Genomic DNA, 19,431 nt, shown 5'->3' with positions numbered 1-19,431 from the left:
CGTGACGCTCTCAGGGGCTCGGGTCGGGACCGACACATTCGCGCTGACCTGCCGACAGCTACGTTCCGCGGGTGCGCACAGGGCCCTAACGAGGGCCGCCGGCACCTCCGATGATTCTGCGCGCAGCTGGCGTGGTCACGTAGTCCGCGGTTGCCTTTACAACCCGAGAAGCCGAAAAGGGGTGAGTCACTCTCCCCTGCTTGTAGACGTACGATGTCATACATGATACCTATGTCATCTATGATGGGAGAGCGGAGGGCGCCAGGGGCTCTAGAGGGGGTCCGTGTGATCGATCTCGCGGGCGCTGCAGGCAACTACTGCGGCAAAATGTTCGCCGAATTGGGTGCTGACGTCATTCTGGTTGAACCTAAGCAGGGCAGCGAGTTGCGCCATATGCCGCCGTTTGTCGACGGCGAGCCGGAGCAGAGCCTGCCGTTCTTCGCGAACAACACAAGCAAGCGCAGCATCGTTCTCGACATCGAGACCGAGGCGGCTCGCGGGGTCCTGCGCAAGCTACTGAAGACCGCGGCGCTGCTGATCGAGTCGGAGCGCCCGGGGCGCCTGGTCGAACTCGGATTGGGCTACGAGGACCTCCAGCGGGTCAACCCGGCGCTTGTTGTCACGAGCATTACCCCGTTCGGGCAGACGGGACCATACGCGGCATACCCCGCTAGCGACCTGACTTGCCAGGCCCTGGGCGGCTTCATGTCGCTGAGTGGTTATGCCGACGGTCCACCGGTCCAGCCGGGCGGAGATCAGGCCTACGCCGCCGGCAACATGTTCGCAGCCGTTGCATCTCTGCTTGCGGTGACTCACGCCGAGCTGACCGGCAAGGGCCAGCACGTTGACGTCTCGATCCAGGAGTGCGTCGCGATGGCGCTGGAGAACGCGGTGCAGTTCTACGACCTCGAGGGCACGGTCCGGCGTCGCTGGGGAGGCCAGCAGAAGACGACCGCTTATGGCGTCTTCGAGTGCGCGGACGGATACGTCTTCCTCCAAGCCGCGGGCTTCGGTGAGACACGTCACTGGCAAAACCTCTTGGCCTGGCTTAAGCACGAGGAGATCGAAGGCGTCGATCGCCTCGAGGGTCCCGCGTGGGAGGACCGCGACTACTTCAACACCGATGAGGCGAAGCAGACACTCGCGAGTGTGGTCACGCCGTTCTTCCGAAGCCGAGGGAAGCAGGACCTGTACCACGAGGCCCAGCGCTGGCGGGTGCCGTTCGCGCCGGTGAACTCGCCCCGGGAGGTGGTCGAAAGCCCCCAGCTCAAGGCCCGCGACTTCTGGGCGGAGACGCCCGGGCTCGGGCGTGATCGCGTGAAGGTTCCCGGCGCGCCGTACAAGCTGTCGGACACGCCGTGGAGCCTGGCCGGACCGGCCCCGGAGCTAGGAGCCGACACGGCTGAGATCCTTCACGAGCTGGGTGTGTCCTCCGACGAGGTCGCCGAGCTGACGCGGCAAGGGCTGGCGTGATGACGAAGCTGCCACTGACCGGTGTCCGCGTCGCCGATTTCTGCTGGGTGGGCGCCGGGTCATACATGACCAAGCTGCTGGCCGACAGCGGCGCCGAGGTCATCAAGATCGAGAGCTCCGCCCGCCTGGACGCCGTCAGGCTGACGCCGCCGTTCAAGGACGGCATCCGCGGCGTGGACCGCAGCGGCTACTTCGCGGACCGGAACACCAGCAAGCGCAGCGTGACGATCAACATGAAAACCAGCGACGGCCAGGCCCTCGCTCGTCGCCTGATCAGTCAGTCCGACGTGGTCGCGAACAACTTCACGCCCCGCGTGATGAAGAAGTTCGGCCTTTCCTATGAGGAGGTCCGGGAGTTCAACCCCGGGATCGTCTACGTCGCGATGTCGATGCAGGGAACCGTGGGTCCCGACCGCGATTACCTCGGCTTCGGGCAGACCATTGCGGCTCTCGTGGGCTTCCACCATCTGACCGGTGTGCCGAACCGCCCGCCCGTGGGCACGGGGACGAACTATCCCGACCACGTCCCGAACCCGACGCACGCAGCCTTCGCAACGATCGCGGCGCTGCGTCACCGGCGTCGCACCGGGCGGGGTCAGTACATCGACATGGCCCAGACGGAGCCGACCGTGGGCCTGCTCGGGGCCTCGATCCTCGACTACACCGTCAACGGGCGCGACAGCGAGGCCATCGGCAACGGTCACAGGCGGTTCGCGCCGCAAGGGGTGTACCAGTGCGCTGGCGACGACGAGTGGATCGCCATCTCGGTGACCGACGACCGCCAGTGGCCGGCGTTCACGCAAGTCCTGGACCTGCCCGAAGCACAATGGCCCCGACAGTGCGAGACCGAGGCGGGCCGTCATCACAATCGCGAGCGCCTAGACGCGGTCATCGCCACCGCCGTGGCCGGACGCGATGCCTCGGCTCTCGCGACAGAACTGCTAGAGCGGGGGGTGCCGGCCGGGCGCGTGGCCTCCGCCGCGGATGTGATGTCGGACCCGCAACTAGTGGCGCGTGGGCACTGGGTGAGGTTGGACCACCCCGAGATGGGCAAGACCGCCTACAACGGGACGCCATTCGCCTTGTCCCGCACGCCCGCACGACTCAGTCGCGCGCCGATGCTCGGCGAGCACACCCGCGAGGTGTGTCGCGAGTATCTGGACCTAGACGATCGCGAGATCGACCGGCTGACCGCGGACGGCGTACTTGTCTGACTAGAAGCCGAAACGATCCGGAGGAAGGTCCCCTCCGCCCGAACGCGTGGGTGGACGGAATGCGACCCAATCGCCGCAACCAAAAGGAGAGATGGTGTACGTGATGAACAACGTGGAGCTCGGAGGCCGCCGTCGTTCGAGGCTCGGCCTCGGCGCCGCGGTTGCGTCCCTCGGAGTCGTCCTTGCTGCGTGTGGGTCGTCCGACACGTCCACCGCGAACATGCAAAGAGTGCGCACATGATCACGCAAGGGGCAGTAGTCCGAGAACCCTCCAACGTCCGACCCTTCGCCGAGTCGAAGCCGGTCCGCGTCGAGAACGTCATCATCGCGGAGTTGGGTCCAAAGGAGTGCCTGGTCGAGATCGCGTTCGCCGGACTCTGCCATTCGGACCTGTCCGCTGTGGACGGTTCGCGAACGCGGAATCTTCCGGTGATGATCGGTCACGAGGCGAGCGGCGTGGTGCGTGAGGTGGGACCCGAGACGACCTTCCGCTCCGGTGACCACGTGGTCCTCTCGTGGGTGGCCTCGTGCGGGGAGTGTCGCGACTGCCGTGCGGGACGCCCGAGTCAGTGCGGCGCAGGAAACTCGGCCAATATCAAGGGCACGCTGCTGAATGGAGCGATCAAGTACTCCGACAAGGCCGGCGACGTGATCTATCACCGTGGTGGCGTCTCTGCGCTGTCCCGCCAGGTGGCGGTCCACGAGGCCTCCCTCGTAAAGATAGATGCCAGCATTCCGCTGGATGTCGCTGCGGTGGCGGGCTGTGCTGTTCTCACCGGAGCGGGCGCGGTCATCAATTCGGCGCACCCTGAGCCTGGGTCCAGCATTGCAGTCTTCGGCATGGGGGGCCTGGGCCTCAGCGCGGTTATGGCCGCGAAGATGTTCGGCTGCGCCCCGGTCATCGCGGTCGACGTCCTGGAGTCAAAGTTCGCGCGGGCCGCTGAGCTCGGAGCCACGCACTTCGTGAACGCCGCGAAGGTGGACCCCGTCGCCGCGATCGGCAGAATCGTACCCGGCGGCGTCGACTTCGCCGTGGAAAGTGCCGGCGTCGCGCAGGTTCTGAACCAGGCGTACTACTCCACGAACCTCGGTGGAACCACGGTCCCGGTCGGTCTGCCCGAAAGCGACGCGGTGTTCTCGGTTCCCGTGACCGAATTCGTTCGCAGCCAGCGCAAGCTCGTGGGCAGCTACATGGGTGCGGCGGTGCCCCGGCGCGACATCCCCCGCTTCCTCGATCTGCACACCCGCGGTCTGCTGCCGATCGACAGACTGATCTCCCAGCGCTTCTCGCTGGACGAGATCAACACTGCTTTCGACCACCTCGCTGACGGAAACGGCGCGCGTCAGGTGATCGACATGTCTTTGTGACGACGTCACCTCAACCCACACGAAATCTTGGTCGACCTGGGAGAACTGTCGGCCGTGCCACGAGCAAAGGAATTGAAATGACTGTCTCGACCTACGACATGCTGATCGGCCAAGAGTGGACCGCAAGCTCGAGCGGAGCCACGTTCGAGTCGACCAACCCTTTCACGGGCGAAGCGTGGGCGTTGGTCCCGACCGCGACCACCGACGACGTCGATCGTGCGGTGGCAGCCGCCAAGACCGCCTTCGAAACGGGACCGTGGGCGAGCTCAACGCCGTCGCGGCGTTCTGCTCTGCTGCGCAAGCTGGGCGACCTGATCGTCGCGAACGCAGAAGAGCTGGCGCAGATCCAGGTCCGCGAGAACGGCAAGCTGATGCGCGAGACCGGCGGCCAGGCGGTGTCGATGGCCGAGAACTGCTACTTCTTCGCCGGTGTCGCCGAGCACCCCAAGGGCGAGACCCTGTCGACCAGCATTCCCCACATGCAGGGCTTCACCGTTCGAGAGCCGATCGGCGTCGTGGCCGCCATCACGCCGTGGAACAGCCCGCTGTCCTTACTGCTCATGAAGCTGGCGCCGGCCTTGGCGGTGGGCTGCACCGTCGTGATCAAGCCGTCCGAGGTCACTCCCGTGAGCACGCTGATATTGGGCCGACTGATCGAGGAGGCGGGATTCCCCGCCGGTGTCGTGAACATCATCACCGGTGCCGGGGACATTGGTGCAGCACTGGTGGAGCACCCGGACGTCGACGCGATCTCGTTCACGGGGTCGACGGCGACCGGCAAGAAGATCGCGGCCAGTGCCGCCGGTCGCGTCGCGCGCGTGTCACTTGAGCTCGGCGGCAAGTCGCCCAACATCGTCTTCCCCGACGCGGACCTCGCGAATGCGCTCAGCGGTGTCATGGCGGGCATCTTCGCGGCGAGCGGACAGACCTGCATTGCTGGCTCGCGCGTGCTGGTGCACGAGGACATCTACGACGAGTTCGGCAAGGCGCTCGCCGAGCGCGCCTCACGCATCAAGCTCGGTGATCCCCTCGATCCCGCTAGTGAGATGGGCACCGTCGCCTCCCAGGCGCAGCTCGACAAGGTCCTGGGCTACATCGACATCGGTGTGAAGGAGGGGGCCGTGCTGGCGGCGGGCGGCAAGCGCCCGGACGCTCCTGAGCTGGCCAAGGGTCTCTTCGTCGAGCCGACGGTGTTTATGGAGGTCACGAACGACATGCGCATCGCTCGTGAGGAGATCTTCGGCCCGGTCGCGTCACTGATCCGCTTCAAGGACGAGGACGACGCGGTCCGCATCGCCAACGACACGTCGTTCGGTCTCGCCGCTGCCGTTTGGACGCAGGACCTCGGACGCGCCCACCGCATGGCGTCTCGGCTCCGCGCGGGGAACATCTGGGTGAACAACTACCGCAGACTTAGCCACGTCACCCCCTTCGGAGGCTTCAAGGAGAGCGGCCTGGGTCGCCAGAACGGTGTTCACGCGGTCGATGAGTTCACCGAGGTGAAGACGATCCTCATTGACACCGGAAGCACCATCGCCGACCCCTTCAACCCCCGAAGCTGATCGGAAGCAGAGAATGCAAACCGTTGATCTGCTGGTCATCGGTTGCGGGGCAGCTGGCCTCGCAACCGCCGTCCAGTTCCTGCAGTCACACCCTGAGGGGATCGTGGCGGTCCTCGAGCGAACCAGTGAGCGTGACCGCGGCGGCAATACAGCATGGAGTGGCTCGTTCTTCCGCCTGACCGAGGACTACGAGCCGCTCCCCGACATGGAGACCCGGATGAGGGAGCTCAGCCAGGGCAAGACCGACGAGGTCATCATCGAGCACCTGGCGCAGAACGCTGAGCCGACGGTGCGGTGGCTGAGCGAGTGTGGAGTGCCGATCCACACGGCTCTCCCGTACATCCTCAGCGCCAAGATCCCGCGAGTGATGCCCGTCGGCGGTGGTGGCGCGATCGTGGAGGGCCTGTCGCGTCGAGTGACAGAGCTGGGCGGTCGGATCCACTACGAGACGACGGCGCAGTCCTTGCGGACCGACGAGTCCACCGGTGCGGTGACGGGCGTCATCGCAGAGGGCTCCGACGGGCAGCCGATCGAGTTCGCGGCGTCCACCGTCGTCCTGGCATGCGGTGGATTCGAGGGCAACCCGGAGATGCTCGACAAGTACTTGGGCGAGCGCGGGCACGAGCTGCAGACTCTGGTTCCTGGTGGGCGCTCCAACCGCGGCGACGGGATCGAGATGGCGACTAGGATCGGTGCGGCCATCGACGGCCAGTTCGATCGTTTCCACGGTGAGCCCGTGGACCCGAGGAGCCGACAGCCCGAGGCCCTCGTGATGATCTATCCCTACGGGATCCTGGTGGACCACCGTGGTCTGCGCTTCGTGGACGAGGGTGCCGGTGGTGCGGACAACACGTTCGAGACCATCTCGTATGAGATCTGGCGTCAGGCCGATCAGTTCGCCTATCTCATTGCCGACCAGAAGCTGGCCAAGGTTCCGGACCTCGACCGCGCACTCCTGACGGACAAGGCCCCGGAGGTGGCCGACACCATCGAGGGGCTCGCCAAGCGCCTCGGCATCGAATCGGATGCTCTGGCCGCGACGGTTGAGGCTTACAACGCTGCCGCGACGCCGGGCCCGTTGGACGTGCACAACCTCGACGGTGTCGCGACGCAAGGGCTCACCCCGCCCAAGAGCAACTGGGCGCGGCCGATCGATGAGCCGCCCTACGTCGCCTGGCCCGTGACCTGTGCAATCACCTTCACCTTCGGTGGGTTGAAGATCGACGAGCGCGCGCGGGTGCTGCGGGAGTCGGGCGAACCGATCGAGGGCCTCTATGCTGCCGGAGAGCTGGCCGGTCTCTGGCACCACGTGTACCCAGGAGCGATCTCGGTGCTCAGCGCTCTGGTCTTCGGTCGGGCTGCTGGTCAGCAGGCCGCCGACCGTGTCGGCGCATCGGCCCAAGCATGACCTCAAGCTGATGGGAGGACGACATGGATGTGACGATCGGTCTGGCCATTGGTCGGCAAAGTCATCAACATCGCGTCGAACTTTGCCCTGCAGCGTGTGTCCGACCGCGCGACGTACTCTGCCTCTAAGGCGGGCTTGATCGCATTGACTCGCTCACTGGCTCCCGAGTGGGCGCGTCACGGAGTTCAAGTCAACGCGATCGCACTGGGGTACTTCGCCACCCGGATCAATGCCGACATGCGCCAAGAGCCGGAGACGCCGGCCAAAGTATTCGATCGATCCCCGGCCCGACGCATGGTGAGCCCGACGAGCTCAGGCCGTGGCTCCTTCTGCTCGCCGGCCATGCGTCTGACTACATGACCGGCGAAGTGATCGTCATCGACGGCGGCCAGAGCGTCCGCTGACCCCTCCGACTGGGTCGAATCGTCCTGGACCCCGACAGCAACTGAAGCACTTGGGTTCCCCCTAGTCACAGTTGTCCGCGAACATGCTCGAAGATGAGACTCGTCTCCGTTGACGTGTACTCCCGCGACGCACTGAGGTGTTCGGTGACGAACTCGCGCAGTGCGTCAGGAGACGCGGCCGCGACTTGGATCATGAAGTCCACCGACCCAGCGAGAAAGTAGACGTTCAGTACCCCAGGTAAGGCTGCGAGTCGGCCGGTTAGGGCGCCGATCCTCACGCGCGCGGCCGGCTGGACGCGTACGGCGATCATTGCCTGAATCGGGAGTCCAAGCGCCTCCGTCGAGATATCGGCGTGGAATCCGCGGATGGCGCCTATCTCGCGTAGCCGCTGGAGCCGCAGAGAGCAGGTCGATGGCGCGATGCCGGCGCGGCTGGCCAGGGTGTTGTTCGGAACGCGGGCATCGGACGCCAGTTCGCGCACAAGGCGCTGGTCGATGTCATCCAGGACCACCTTCGCGGTGTAGACCCGTTGGAGATCCTTCGACTTGACGAAGCCTCGGTGAGCCATTATCGAAGGATATGCGATAGCTATCCTGATTGCATGGTGTTGTTTCGCGGAAGACCGCTCTGACGTGAAGAACGTCCGATACTGAGGCTCCACAATCGACTGGTTGGAGTTAAGATGCGTATTGGCGTACCGAAGGAAGTCAAGAACCACGAGTACCGAGTCGCGATCACCCCGATCGGCGTGCATGAGTTGGTTGCCCACGGGCACGAGGTCTTCATCCAGACCGGCGCCGGGGTCGGCTCCCAGATCACCGACGAGGAGTACTCGGGTGCGGGCGCGACGATCGTCGCGACCGCGGGGGAGGCGTGGGGCACCGACGGCGGCCCGGGCGCGGTCGACATGGTGCTCAAGGTCAAGGAGCCGGTCGCCGAGGAGTACCACCGGATGCGCGAGGGCCTGACCCTCTTCACCTACCTGCACCTCGCCGCGGACAAGCCTCTGACCGAGGAGCTAATGAAGCGCAAGGTCACCGCCATCGCCTACGAGACCGTGCAGCTGCCCTCGGGTGGTCTGCCGCTGCTGTACCCGATGTCGGAGGTCGCAGGCTGCTTGGCCCCACAGGTCGGTGCGTACAACCTGATGAAGGCCCAGGGCGGTCGCGGCGTGCTGATGGGCGGCGTGGGCGGTGTCGCGAACGCCAAGGTCGTCATCATCGGTGCCGGTGTCTCTGGTCAGAACGCCGCGAACATCGCGCTCGGCATGGGTGCCGACGTGACGCTGCTCGACACCGACCTGGACAAGCTCCGGATGTCGTTCTGGCGCTACAACAACCGGGTGCACGGCCTGGCGAGCTCGAAGCTGGCGATCGAGCAGCAGGTGATGGAGGCCGACATGGTGATCGGGGCGGTGCTGATCCCGGGCGCCGCGGCGCCGAAGCTGGTCACCAACGACCTGGTCTCGCGGATGAAGCCGGGCTCGGTGCTCGTCGACATCGCGATCGACCAGGGCGGCTGCTTCGAGGACTCCCACGCGACCACGCACGCGGACCCGACCTACCAGGTCCACAACTCGACGTTCTACTGCGTCGCGAACATGCCCGGCGCGGTCCCGAACACCTCGACCTATGCGCTGACCAACGCGACGCTGCCGTACGCCGTCGCGCTGGCCGACAAGGGCTGGCAGCAGGCCTGCCGCGACAACCGGTCGCTGGCGCTCGGCTTGAACACCTACGACGGTCAGCTGACAAACGCCCCGGTCGGCGAGGCCGTCGGCATCGACCCGGCCGCACTCAGTGACGTATTGAACGGCTGAGGGCGCGTCCCGATGTCGCCGCGCCGGACCGCGTCGCCTCGAAGGCGCTGACGGCTCCAGCGGGCAATGGTGATCTCGCCGCGGTCCGAATCGACGCGCGCAGCCAATTCGAGCAATTTGCATGGGCTCGGCGCATCACGGCGCATCACGGCGCATCACGGCGCATCACGGCGCATCACGGCGCATCACGGCGCGCGAGGTAGCCCAGCGCATGGGGTGGTCCTGCCGGCACTCGACGAGTGCAGCAAGCCGGTGCAGTCATCGACGTCGAGAGCGCGGCTCACCCATGCGCGCGCTGGTGCCGACGCCTGCGAAGTCGACTGACGGCTACTTGCCAAGTTCACGTGACCGTGCGTTGAAGCGGCGACGACTTCTCACCTCGCTCTACGGATGAATCGTCCCTGACCTCGCCACCCCAAAAGGCCGTGTCCGATCATGCGCTCCGCTCGCGAACATCTTTCGTCCGTTGGTCGTCGCCGACTCCGTGGTCCAGGCGTCGAATATGTGTGGGTTGGCGCGCTCCACTGAGCACTCAAGTCCGTCGGGAGCATCCGGCGGGTGGTGCGGAGACCCTCGCTCCCGTGGGCTGACGCCGCGCGCCAGCTTCTCCTAGTGTGCGGGCTGCGGGGACGGGCTGGCCGGTCCGCTCCCTCGTTGGCACGGGGTCCGATCTGCCCGATCGTGAGCGCCCGCAGGGCGACGCCTAGGTTCGGATGCGGCATTACAGCCCAGCAATTCAGGGCCCTGCCGTGCCGTCGATCAACTTGCCCGTAGTACGGGAGCTGCGTCACAGGAACCCGCAATGCGTCCATCGGTGCGACCGACTCGGCGTCTCCCAGCAGGCAGATCGCCTCCGAAAGGGGTTGGCCCATGCGTCAAGGGTCGTGGCGCCGGGTGCGAGTTCGCACGGACACGCTCCGGCGATCATGCGGTCGAATTGGACCTACCCTCTTGAGCCTCGAAGGAACCGCCGACGCCGCCTCCCGGATCAGCCCCGATGCCAAGTCGACCACCTTCGACACTTTTGTGCCCCTCTTGTCGTCGAATGGCAATCCGGCGTCGGGCGGTGGTCACAATTCGAAACCGGGGCACAGGTTCGTAGATAGAGGAATAGATGAGTGCGATGGTCGCAGCTTCGCTCGGTTGGGTCGGCACGACTGGGACGTTCGCGGCGTACATCCTGCTCTGGCGTGGAGTTGTCGCCGGCGGCTCGCTGACCTACGCGTCGATGAATACGGTTGGCGGCCTGCCTGGGGGCTGCCAGCACCTACTACGGCGCGTGGCTCAGCGTCGCCTCCAACGTGTATGGGCCGCTGTCGGATTCCAGAGCATGGTGGCAGAAGTCCGCGTTCAAGTACGCAACCGCCGCCATGGCGGAACGACTGCTCCCGCGGCCCTCGGCGCCGCGTGACAAGCGCCCCCACAGATCTGCATCGGCCAGCCCAGCCTGCCACGGCCCGCACGCCGGGATTGGCATTCGCGCTGAAGCGACCCCGCGGTGTGCGGGACCCGAAACTAGACGAACGTTGGTCGCTCAGACCGCGGTTGTAATGTCCTGGTGCCGACACCCGGCCGACGCCCCAATGGTCGCCGTCGTGCTTGGACGCCGCTGTCCCGTCGTCCATCGTCATGCGGTGGGCAATACCGCCGCATTGCCGGGAGCGCCGTGGACGCAGTCCGGTCCAGTGTTACCTAGGCGTGCAATCGCCGGCTCGTTGGTCGCGAAGCTCGCGCACAACCGTACCGCCGGTGCCGCCGCCGACAACGCTTGTAACGAGACGAGTGACAATCTCGAGCCGCTGGCAGCTCAGGCGGTCACGTTGGGGACCATCCGCCGAACAGACCCCTGGCGGAGCGCAGTGCCTGGTTTGCTTGGAAGTCGTCGTCGACCAACCACTGGAGTGCCAGACCCTTCATCACCGCGAGGACAAGGGCCGCCCGCGGCTCGTCTCCGAGTGCCTTAGCGAGATGAGCTCGGAAGCTTCGGTCGATCGCCCTGATCATTTCTTTGGCGAATTCGTCGTGGGTCGCCTCGGCGAGGAATGCGGTGTAGACGTGCCACCAGTCGCTGTCGCTGTTCTTTGATGCCAGGCTCACAACCAGTTCGATCACGCTCTCGAGATCGTGAGATTCGGTGACGATCTGGTCCGTAGCTGCACTTGCATCTTTGCCGGCGCTGAGCAGCGCCGCGCGCAGAATCTCTTCCTTGTTTTCGAAGTGGTAGTTGACTACTCCGCGCGAGGTGCCCATGAGGGCCGCGATGCGCGCGATGGTGACGGCGCCGACTCCCTCGGTCGCGACGAGGCGCCGGACCGCTGCGGTGATCTGCCCGCGTCGGGCACCCGCGACATCGAGTCGTCCGGAGGAGGCAATCGGGCTGAGAGTATCCACTCGTCGTCCTTGACGGTTGAAGAATTAGCCGCTGTCGCGGCAGGTTTTCATGCTCGATGACATAAGTCAAAGACCTGTGGTCGACAACCGTGCCTCAGGCGGTCCGGGACCTCAGACTGGAGCGTTCTGCACACGCGTGGTGGAGTTCGCCAGGTGGCAGTCGACTTGGACGCGCAAGTTACCGAGAAGGTACTGCGTCGGAGCACTTGTGTAGTCCCAAATCGGCATGCATGCTTCTCTTCACGCTCTTGGCATGGATCAAGAAGTCTTCCCAGGTGCGGCCCGTATCGCAAACTCATCAATTTGCCGTCGAGCCCGCACGTTCGCGGCGGAAGGTTGTCCCCATGCGTCTGATCGGCCGCCACTTCGTCCCCGGTTTCTGCGAAGGCCTCACGATTACCTTCTGGGACGGACCTATCGAGACTGAGCGCGGAGAGCCAAGCGACGCCGTTGGACTTGAAGTCGACGGGCCGCTCGTCGAGTCCCTCAAGTGAGGCTAGTCGGCACGCAGCAGCGCGTTACGTAACGGCGCGACGGATGGTCACCTAGCGCCAAGCTAGGGGATCGAGGATGAGCGATCACGCGCGCAGGAGAGCGCACGGCGCCCCCTGTGATCACCCGCGCAGAACTTGAGCGGGACGACGGCGTTTGTACTCGGCCGGCTCAGCATCGCTGCTGCTTTACCTACCCCGTCCCAGTGCGCGGCCGGGCGGACAAAGAGGCTTGACATGCCGTCGAACATCTAACTATGTTGCATGACATGTCGTTCTCATAGCGATAGAACGACTAGTAGCGCCCTCCAATCGGCTTCACACCGAACACTCGTTGGACGATCGCCTCTACGGGGCGGCGCAAACCTTGCGAAAGGACCCACCCCATGCTTCGCACTGGTGACGAATACCTGAACTCGCTTCGCGACGGCCGGCAGGTCTACGTCGGCGGAGCGCTGATCGAGGACGTTGCATCCCACCGTGGTTTCGGCGGCTCGGCCCGTACGGTCGCGCGGCTCTATGACCGGACCTCCTCCGACCCGTCGCTCGCGTACATCGAACCGGAGACGGGCGAAAAGACGAACCTGAACTTCCTCCGTCCCCGCTCGGGTGAGGACCTTGCGCTGCGCAGGCAGCTGCACACCGCGTGGGCCGACGTAAGCAACGGCCTCTTCGGTCGCTCTCCGGACCACGTCGCCGCCATGGTGACCGGCATGGCATGTCGCCCCGAGGTCACTGGGAATGATCAGTACGCCGCGAACCTGTTGAACTACTGGCGCCACATCCGCGACAATGACCTCTACCTCTCGTTCGCGGTCCTGCCTCCCGCAGGCAGTAAGTCCGGGAGGTCCTCCGAAGTCCAGAACGCCATGCGGGTGATCGAGACCAGCGACGCCGGTGTCACCGTACGTGGCTTCAAGATGCTGGCTACCGGCGGTGCGCTGTGCCACGAGATTCTGGTCGGCAACGCGCAGCCGCTGCGTCCTGGCGACGAGGCAGTCGCCGTCAGCTTCGGCATCGCCGCAAACCACCCCGGCGTCAAGATCCTCGCCCGCAAGCCGTACGCAGCCCACGCCGTCAGCAAAATCGACGACCCGCTCGCCGACTTCGACGAATCCGACGCCGCGGTGTACTTCGACGACGTCCTCGTCCCATGGGACCGCATCTTTGTGCTTGACGACCCCAAGGCCAGTTACGGCCTGTTCGTCGAGACGCCCGCCCATACACTGGGCAACGCCCAGGCCCACATCCGACTGCTCGCCAAGATGCGCTTCATGATCGCCACCGCCAAGCGCCTAGGCGACGCACTGGACTTCACGGGAAACCCCGCGGTCCAAGGAGTCTTTGGCGGGCTCGCCGCTCGGATCAAGATGCTTGAAGCAGCGGTGCTGGCACAAGAGGCTCGACCCGAGCAGTGGGACCACGGATACGTTTCGCAGGACCGGCAGTTCATGTACGCCACCAGTAACTGGTCGATGGAGTACTTCTCAGAGTTCTCCACCGAGATGCGTCGCATGCTCGCCAGTCACGCCTTTCAGCAGCCCGCCGACGTCAGCGCCTTCGACAACGACTACAGCCGAAAGCTCTTCCTCGAGCTTAATCGCACCGACGACTTCGATGACGCTCTCGAGCGCTACCGCCTCGTCCGGCTGATGTGGGCAATGATTGGGTCCGAGCTGGCGAGCCGCAACACCCAGTACGAGCTGTTCTACGCCGGCCCCCCGCACGTCACTCGGAGCCGCATGTTCAACGCCTTCGATTGGGACAGCGTCGAAACACGGGTCGATGAATTTTTGGCGCAGACAGCTAACGACCAGATCCACGGCGATGCCGCGGACGAGGCCTGAGGAGTCGAACGTGACGATCGCAACAACGCAGCGAGTAGCACTCGTCACCGGCGCGAACCGCGGCATCGGCAGGGAAGTGGCACGGCAACTCGCTGAGGCCGGCCTAGCGGTCGTCGTCGGTTCGCGCGATCTTGCTGCCGGCGAACGGGCCGCGGCGGACATCCAGGCCGAACTAGAGGCGCAGGGCCACCGCGATCTCACAATCGGCGCGGTCCGCATCGACGTCGCATCACGCGACGACGAGCCTGGCAACGCACATGCCGCCGCCGACGTCGTCCGCAAGCAGTTCGGACGACTCGACATCCTGATCAACAATGCCGGCCGAATGGTGGAAGTGCTGCCGCCGGACATCACGGGCAAGCACCTTGAGGCAGCGTTCTCCACCAACGTGGCGGGCACCGCCGAGACGATTCACGCCTTTCTTCCGCTGCTCAAAGAGGCTGACGCCCCACGGATCGTCAATGTCTCCAGCACGACGGCGTCGCTGCTCCTCACCACGCAGGACAAGGACTTTGGCGGCGACCACTCGGTCCGCGCTCCGTACTCGACGTCTAAGGCTGCGCTGAACATGCTCACGCTGCACTACAACAAGGCCTTCCAGGCGGACGAGTCCCTGCGGCACATCAAGATCAACGCCATCACCCCTGGATACGTCGCGACCGACATGAATCATGGACTCGGCAACCGCACTGTCGAGCAGGGCGCGCGCGCGCTCGTAACCCTGGCCTTGAAGGGTGACGATTCCCCCACGGGCGGCTACTTCAACGAAGACGGCCCGCTCCCATGGTGATGTCGTCTGCGCTCAGCACGGACATCGCACCTCTTTCGGTGCGCGTGCATCTTCGCCGGCCGGACGCACTGACGGCGAGCGCATAGGCGTCGCCCTCCGCAAGGCCGAGGCGCACGACATCACACCACGACGAGGACAGACTAAGCATGAGCAACTTCGCCGACGACGTCCTATACATGGGGCTGACGACCGGGCCTGATCAACACGCTGTCACAGATGTGCACGGCGAATGGACCTGGCAGCAACTGCACGACCACGTCGACTCGTTCGCTCGCTACCTCACCACTCTCGACATCCCTCAACGCTCACGCGTCGTGTTGGTCGGACCCGACAGTGTGTGGCACCACATCGCGCTGCTCGCCTGCGCACAGGCAGGGATGATCTTCGTCCCCGTCAACTCGCGTTACACCCCGACGGACGCAGACCACGTCATGCGACTGATCCGCCCAGCTGTGGGGATGATCCACCCGGGGTACTCGGAGATCTTTTCGCACACCGGGGCCCTATCTACAGGTGAGCAGGCCGGACCATTCGAGTTGATCCGATGGCGCGACGACGACCGCCCGGACCTCTCGCAAATCCAGACCGAACGCGACCCCATCCTCGTCACCCTGACCTCAGGTTCTACCGCTGCGCCGAAGCCTGTGCTGTACAGCGCCGAAGGCGAGAAGGCAGTGTCCCGGCTGCACGGTGCTCTCTGGCGTCTCAACTCGAGCGACGTGCTGATGGCGCCGCCAGCCTTCTCGTGGATCTATGGGCTCGGCACCGCGAACCTGACATCGATCATGTCAGGCTCGAAAACCGTCATGCTGGAGCGATTCAGCCCACGACTGCTCTGCGAGAGGGCTGAGGGAAGCGGCATTACCGTCTTCATGGGGGTGGTCACTCACTTCCGCATTCTCGTGGAGTACTGCGAGAAGACGGGCGCCCGACCGTTCGGTCCCGAGTTCCGGATGGCCGCAAGTGGTGGCGAACGTCGCGACGAGGTGGCCTTCGACAAGTTCGAGCAGATGTTTGGCGTACCCGTTCTCGACTTGTATGCCTCCTCAGAGGGACGCCCGGGCTTCGGCTACGACCCCATCACCGACCCACGCCCGACGTCGGCGTCATGCGGACGCGTCATCCCTGGAGTCCAAGCGAGGGTGGAGCGCGGCGAGTCCGACCTGGCCGGCGAGCTATTCCTGCGCTCGGATGGCAACTACATGGGGTACTTCGATCCGGATGTGCTGGTTCGAGACGAGGTCACGCCTCAGGATTGGATCCCGATGGGCGACCGCTTCGAGCTGACTGAGGGATGGGGCTACGTCGTCGGTCGCAGCAAGGAAGTCATCATCCGGGGCGGGGCGAACATCTCACCCGTCGAGGTGGAAAGCGTCCTAGCGGAGCACCCGCGAGTGGACGGTGTCGCCGTCGTCGGCCTAGAGAGTGCCACTCGCGGCGAAGACGTCGCGGCCGCAGTGGTCGGTGACTTCGGGTCGCCGGAGGACCTGCAGTCCATCCTCGAGGACCACTGCCGGGGACGGCTAGCCGACTTCAAAATTCCAACGCTGTGGATCTTGGTCGACGGTCTGCCGCGCAACAGCAACGACAAGGTCGACAAGCCCGCCGTAAAGCAACTTTTCGGGACCGTGGGCGCCTAACCGTCACCCACGCTCCTGCCTCCCGCAGATTGTCTAGACGCGATGGATGGTCTGCGCATCTCGGGCGCCCTCCCCGGACCACCTCGGCTAACCCTGCGAACCGCACGGGCCCCTCTACCCACCAGGAGACTCGCATGACACAGAACGCACATCCGGTTCTGGCCGGGCCCGCGCTGTGGAGCGCACAAGCTCACATGCCGTCGGTACTCGAGCGGCAGCTCGTCATCGAGCGAGGCGAAGGAAGCTACGTCTTCACAACAGCTGGCCAGCGACTCTTCGATGCGACCGCCGGCCTGTGGCACGCCAACGTTGGCCATGCCCGGCCAGAACTCGCGGAAGCAGCCCACGAGCAGATGCTTCGTCTCGAGACCTATCACATCTTCGGCCGCTACCTGAACGATCGTGCAGTCGAATTAGCCGAGGTGCTGGCGGGGCTGTCGCCTATAGCGGACCCCAAAGTCATTCTCAATAGCGGCGGATCCGACGCCATCGATGTGGCGTGCAAGTTGGCCAGGCGGCACTGGCAGATTGAGGGCAAGCCCAGCAAGTCGACGATCCTCAGCCGAGAGTTCGCGTACCACGGGCTTCATGCGTACGGCACGAGCATCGCCGGGCTGCAGTTCAACCGCGACGGGTACGGAACTGAGTCCTTGGTGCCGGAAACGGCGCGTGTCTCGACCTACGACATCGACGCGGTACGCCGAACCGTCGAGGAGATTGGGGTCGACAACATCGCAGCGCTGGTGGCAGAACCGATTCAAGGCACCGGAGGCGTCATCCCACCCCCGGTGGGCTACCTCGAGGGATTGCAAGAGATCTGCCAAAACGGAGACATCCTGCTGATCCTCGACGAGGTGATCACGGGGTTCGGACGGACCGGCCACATGTTCGCAACCGAACGCTACGGCATGCAACCAGACATGATCACCTTTGCCAAGGGCATCACCTCGGGCTACGCCCCCTTGGGCGGGGTCTTCGTCGCCCCCCGCATCTGGGAACGGTTCTACCGCGACTCGGACGACACACCGATCTTTCGACAGGGCGCAACCTATGCCGGTCATGCGACGGCATGCGCGGTGGCGCTGCGGCACCTCGACCTTCTTGAGGACCTCAAGCTTCTCCCACGAGTGCAGGAACTTGAGGTCGTCCTCCAGGCGGAGCTGGCTTCCCTAGAGGAGATCGAAGCAATCGTCGAGACCCGCTCAGCCGGGTTGATGGCAGGCGTCGCGCTGCGTGACGACCTCAGTGCTGAGGCCATCACGGATGCACTGGTATCGGACGGCTTCATCACCCGCCCCCTGCGGGGCAACACCATCCAGCTAAGCCCCCCCTTTATCACCACCGACGACGAGCTTCGCGAACTCGTCGGCGCCATGAAGGCCGCTGTTCTCGCGCACGACGGAAAGTGATGACATGACGAACGCAACGACTCCACTTGGCTCTGACCCCAAGCTGCAGGCGGCCGCCGAGAAGGTCGTTCGACGGATCACTGCACCCCAACCCTCCGATCCGCGCATCGAGGTGCGCAACCCGCACGACGACTCGATCATTGGGCATGTCGCTGACCACGGCGTCGACCACGCACTCCGTGCGGTCGCAGTCGCAGACGATGCTCGGCGCCCCTGGGCTGCAACGTCGACTCGTCACCGTGCCGACATCCTCCGACACTGGTACGACCTTCTGATCGAGAACGGGGAGGACCTGGCTCTGCTCATCTCGCTGGAGATGGGCAAGACCCTCGCCGACGCCCGCGCGGAGGTAACGTACGGCGCCGATTTCGTACGTTGGTACGCCGAGGAAGCTACCCGTCATCGTGGGATGGTCCGAGAGGCTCCGCGAGGCGGGGGGCAACTGCTCACGCGACACGCTCCTGTGGGCCTCGCGGTACTCATCACACCGTGGAACTTCCCGCTAGCCATGGCCACCCGAAAGATCGCACCCGCGCTCGCCGCTGGATGCTCCGCGATCGTCAAGCCGGCGACGCTGACCCCGCTCACAACACTGCTCGCAGTCCAGCTCGCGGTGGAGGCCGGTGTCCCCGAAGACCTCATCCAGGTCATCACGACCCGTGATTCGAGTGCGTTCAGCGAGGCGATCCTTCGAGATGTGCGCGTGCGGAAGCTGTCGTTCACCGGATCGACAGCTGTAGGGAAGGTGCTGCTGCGACTTGCAGCAGACAATGTGGTGAAGAGTTCGATGGAGCTCGGTGGTAACGCACCCTTCATCGTCTTCGACGACGCTGACCTCGAACGGGCCGTCGATGGCGCTGTCATCGCCAAGATGCGAAACGGCGGCCAGTCCTGCATAGCCGCTAACCGATTCCTCGTACAGGACGGCATCGCGGACGCGTTCGTCGAAGGGTTGACCGAACGACTTTCCAACCTCACCCTCGGCAGTGGGCTCGCAACAGGGACCGACCTGGGACCCATGGTGGACCACAAGGCGGCTGCCGGCCTGCAGGCTCTGCTCGACGATGCCGTCGACCGCGGCGCCAACCCGCTTACGGGCGGGCAGCCGGTCGAGGGAGCGGGCTCGTACTTTCCCGCCGCTGTGCTCGACCGTGTGCCGGCCGTCGCCACGATCGCGTCCACAGAGATCTTTGGTCCGATCGCCGCCATCCAGCGCTTCAAGACCCAGGACGACGCCGTGAGGCGAGCGAATGACACCGATCTGGGTCTCGCCGGCTATGTGTTCACCGAGAGCCTGGATCGCGCCTTCGACGTCGCCGACCGGCTTGAAACCGGAATTGTCGGTATTAACCAGGGCGTCCCGTCTAATGCAGCCGGACCGTTCGGAGGAGTAAAACTGTCTGGCATCGGCCGCGAAGGAAGCGCAGAAGGCCTGGAGGAGTACCAGGAGCTCCGCTTCTACAACCTGTCGCTTCGGTCCACGACGTAGTAAACGGTCCACCGACGGCAGGGCCCGTGCTCGAACCTGCATATCCCGTCACCGGCTCGGCTAGGTCCGCCACAGTCTCCCCACATGAGTCATCTGCCGTCACCCCTCAGAGACACTTCAGCTCG

At 64.9% G+C, this 19,431-nt stretch carries 16 protein-coding genes; 14 read left to right on the top strand and 2 right to left on the bottom strand.

What is annotated here, in order from left to right; all coding sequences use genetic code 11:
• Positions 1–213 precede the first annotated feature (213 nt).
• The 6 genes from H5V45_RS09445 (at position 214) to H5V45_RS22835 (ending at position 7,385) form a co-directional block, all read left to right on the top strand.
• Positions 214–1,473 (top strand): CaiB/BaiF CoA transferase family protein, encoded by a 1,260-nt coding sequence (locus tag H5V45_RS09445; protein ID WP_343061493.1) that lies wholly within the window; start codon positions 214–216, stop codon positions 1,471–1,473.
• Positions 1,473–2,687 (top strand): CaiB/BaiF CoA transferase family protein, encoded by a 1,215-nt coding sequence (locus tag H5V45_RS09440; RefSeq protein ID WP_185254570.1) that lies wholly within the window; start codon positions 1,473–1,475, stop codon positions 2,685–2,687. Before H5V45_RS09445 ends, H5V45_RS09440 begins: the two co-directional genes overlap by 1 nt.
• Positions 2,688–2,924: 237 nt before the next feature.
• On the top strand, positions 2,925–4,055 hold the full coding sequence (locus tag H5V45_RS09435; protein WP_185252692.1) for a zinc-binding dehydrogenase: 1,131 nt from the start codon (positions 2,925–2,927) through the stop codon (positions 4,053–4,055).
• Between the two features lie 77 nt (positions 4,056–4,132).
• On the top strand, positions 4,133–5,617 hold the full coding sequence (locus H5V45_RS09430; RefSeq protein WP_185252691.1) for an aldehyde dehydrogenase: 1,485 nt from the start codon (positions 4,133–4,135) through the stop codon (positions 5,615–5,617).
• A 13-nt stretch (positions 5,618–5,630) separates the two neighbouring features.
• Complete coding sequence (locus tag H5V45_RS09425) at positions 5,631–7,025, top strand: FAD-binding protein (RefSeq protein WP_185252690.1); 1,395 nt, start codon at positions 5,631–5,633, stop codon at positions 7,023–7,025.
• Between the two features lie 48 nt (positions 7,026–7,073).
• Complete coding sequence (locus H5V45_RS22835) at positions 7,074–7,385, top strand: SDR family NAD(P)-dependent oxidoreductase (RefSeq protein ID WP_221633966.1); 312 nt, start codon at positions 7,074–7,076, stop codon at positions 7,383–7,385.
• Between the two features lie 109 nt (positions 7,386–7,494).
• Here the strand turns inward: H5V45_RS22835 and H5V45_RS09415 are convergent, their stop codons facing one another.
• Positions 7,495–7,998, bottom strand: coding sequence for an Lrp/AsnC family transcriptional regulator (locus tag H5V45_RS09415; RefSeq protein ID WP_185252689.1), 504 nt, complete (start codon positions 7,996–7,998; stop codon positions 7,495–7,497).
• A 114-nt stretch (positions 7,999–8,112) separates the two neighbouring features.
• Between H5V45_RS09415 and ald the strand changes: the two genes are divergently transcribed.
• Positions 8,113–9,249, top strand: a complete 1,137-nt coding sequence (ald, locus tag H5V45_RS09410; protein ID WP_185252688.1) for an alanine dehydrogenase — start codon at positions 8,113–8,115, stop codon at positions 9,247–9,249.
• Positions 9,250–10,363: 1,114 nt separating this feature from the next.
• Complete coding sequence (locus tag H5V45_RS22935) at positions 10,364–10,660, top strand: CBU_0592 family membrane protein (RefSeq protein WP_484549469.1); 297 nt, start codon at positions 10,364–10,366, stop codon at positions 10,658–10,660.
• A gap of 404 nt (positions 10,661–11,064) precedes the next feature.
• Here H5V45_RS22935 and H5V45_RS22635 read toward each other — a convergent pair whose 3' ends face one another.
• Positions 11,065–11,640 (bottom strand): TetR family transcriptional regulator, encoded by a 576-nt coding sequence (locus tag H5V45_RS22635; protein ID WP_185252687.1) that lies wholly within the window; start codon positions 11,638–11,640, stop codon positions 11,065–11,067.
• 230 nt (positions 11,641–11,870) lie between these two features.
• On the opposite strand from H5V45_RS22635, the gene H5V45_RS09400 reads away from it, so the two are divergent.
• The 6 genes from H5V45_RS09400 (at position 11,871) to H5V45_RS09375 (ending at position 19,306) form a co-directional block, all read left to right on the top strand.
• Positions 11,871–12,134: a hypothetical protein gene (locus H5V45_RS09400; RefSeq protein ID WP_185252686.1), complete on the top strand. Its 264-nt coding sequence runs from the start codon at positions 11,871–11,873 to the stop codon at positions 12,132–12,134.
• A 383-nt stretch (positions 12,135–12,517) separates the two neighbouring features.
• A complete protein-coding gene (locus tag H5V45_RS09395) occupies positions 12,518–13,978 on the top strand; it encodes a 4-hydroxyphenylacetate 3-hydroxylase N-terminal domain-containing protein (RefSeq protein ID WP_185252685.1) in 1,461 nt (486 codons plus the stop codon).
• Between the two features lie 10 nt (positions 13,979–13,988).
• Entirely contained in the window at positions 13,989–14,768 is a 780-nt protein-coding gene (locus H5V45_RS09390; RefSeq protein WP_221633965.1) for an SDR family NAD(P)-dependent oxidoreductase, read from the top strand.
• Positions 14,769–14,914: 146 nt separating this feature from the next.
• Positions 14,915–16,408: a class I adenylate-forming enzyme family protein gene (locus H5V45_RS09385; protein ID WP_185252683.1), complete on the top strand. Its 1,494-nt coding sequence runs from the start codon at positions 14,915–14,917 to the stop codon at positions 16,406–16,408.
• Between the two features lie 134 nt (positions 16,409–16,542).
• The gene (locus H5V45_RS09380) at positions 16,543–17,817 is read left to right on the top strand and encodes an aminotransferase family protein (protein ID WP_185252682.1); all 1,275 of its coding nucleotides are present in this window, start codon (positions 16,543–16,545) and stop codon (positions 17,815–17,817) included.
• Positions 17,818–17,821: 4 nt separating this feature from the next.
• Complete coding sequence (locus H5V45_RS09375; RefSeq protein WP_185252681.1) at positions 17,822–19,306, top strand: NAD-dependent succinate-semialdehyde dehydrogenase; 1,485 nt, start codon at positions 17,822–17,824, stop codon at positions 19,304–19,306.
• Positions 19,307–19,431 lie beyond the last annotated feature (125 nt).

The sequence above is a fragment of the Nocardioides luti genome (assembly GCF_014212315.1).
Classification (GTDB): domain Bacteria; phylum Actinomycetota; class Actinomycetes; order Propionibacteriales; family Nocardioidaceae; genus Nocardioides; species Nocardioides luti.
The sequence above is the reverse complement of the archived record's forward strand: the minus strand, read 5'-3'. Positions and strand labels throughout refer to the sequence as shown.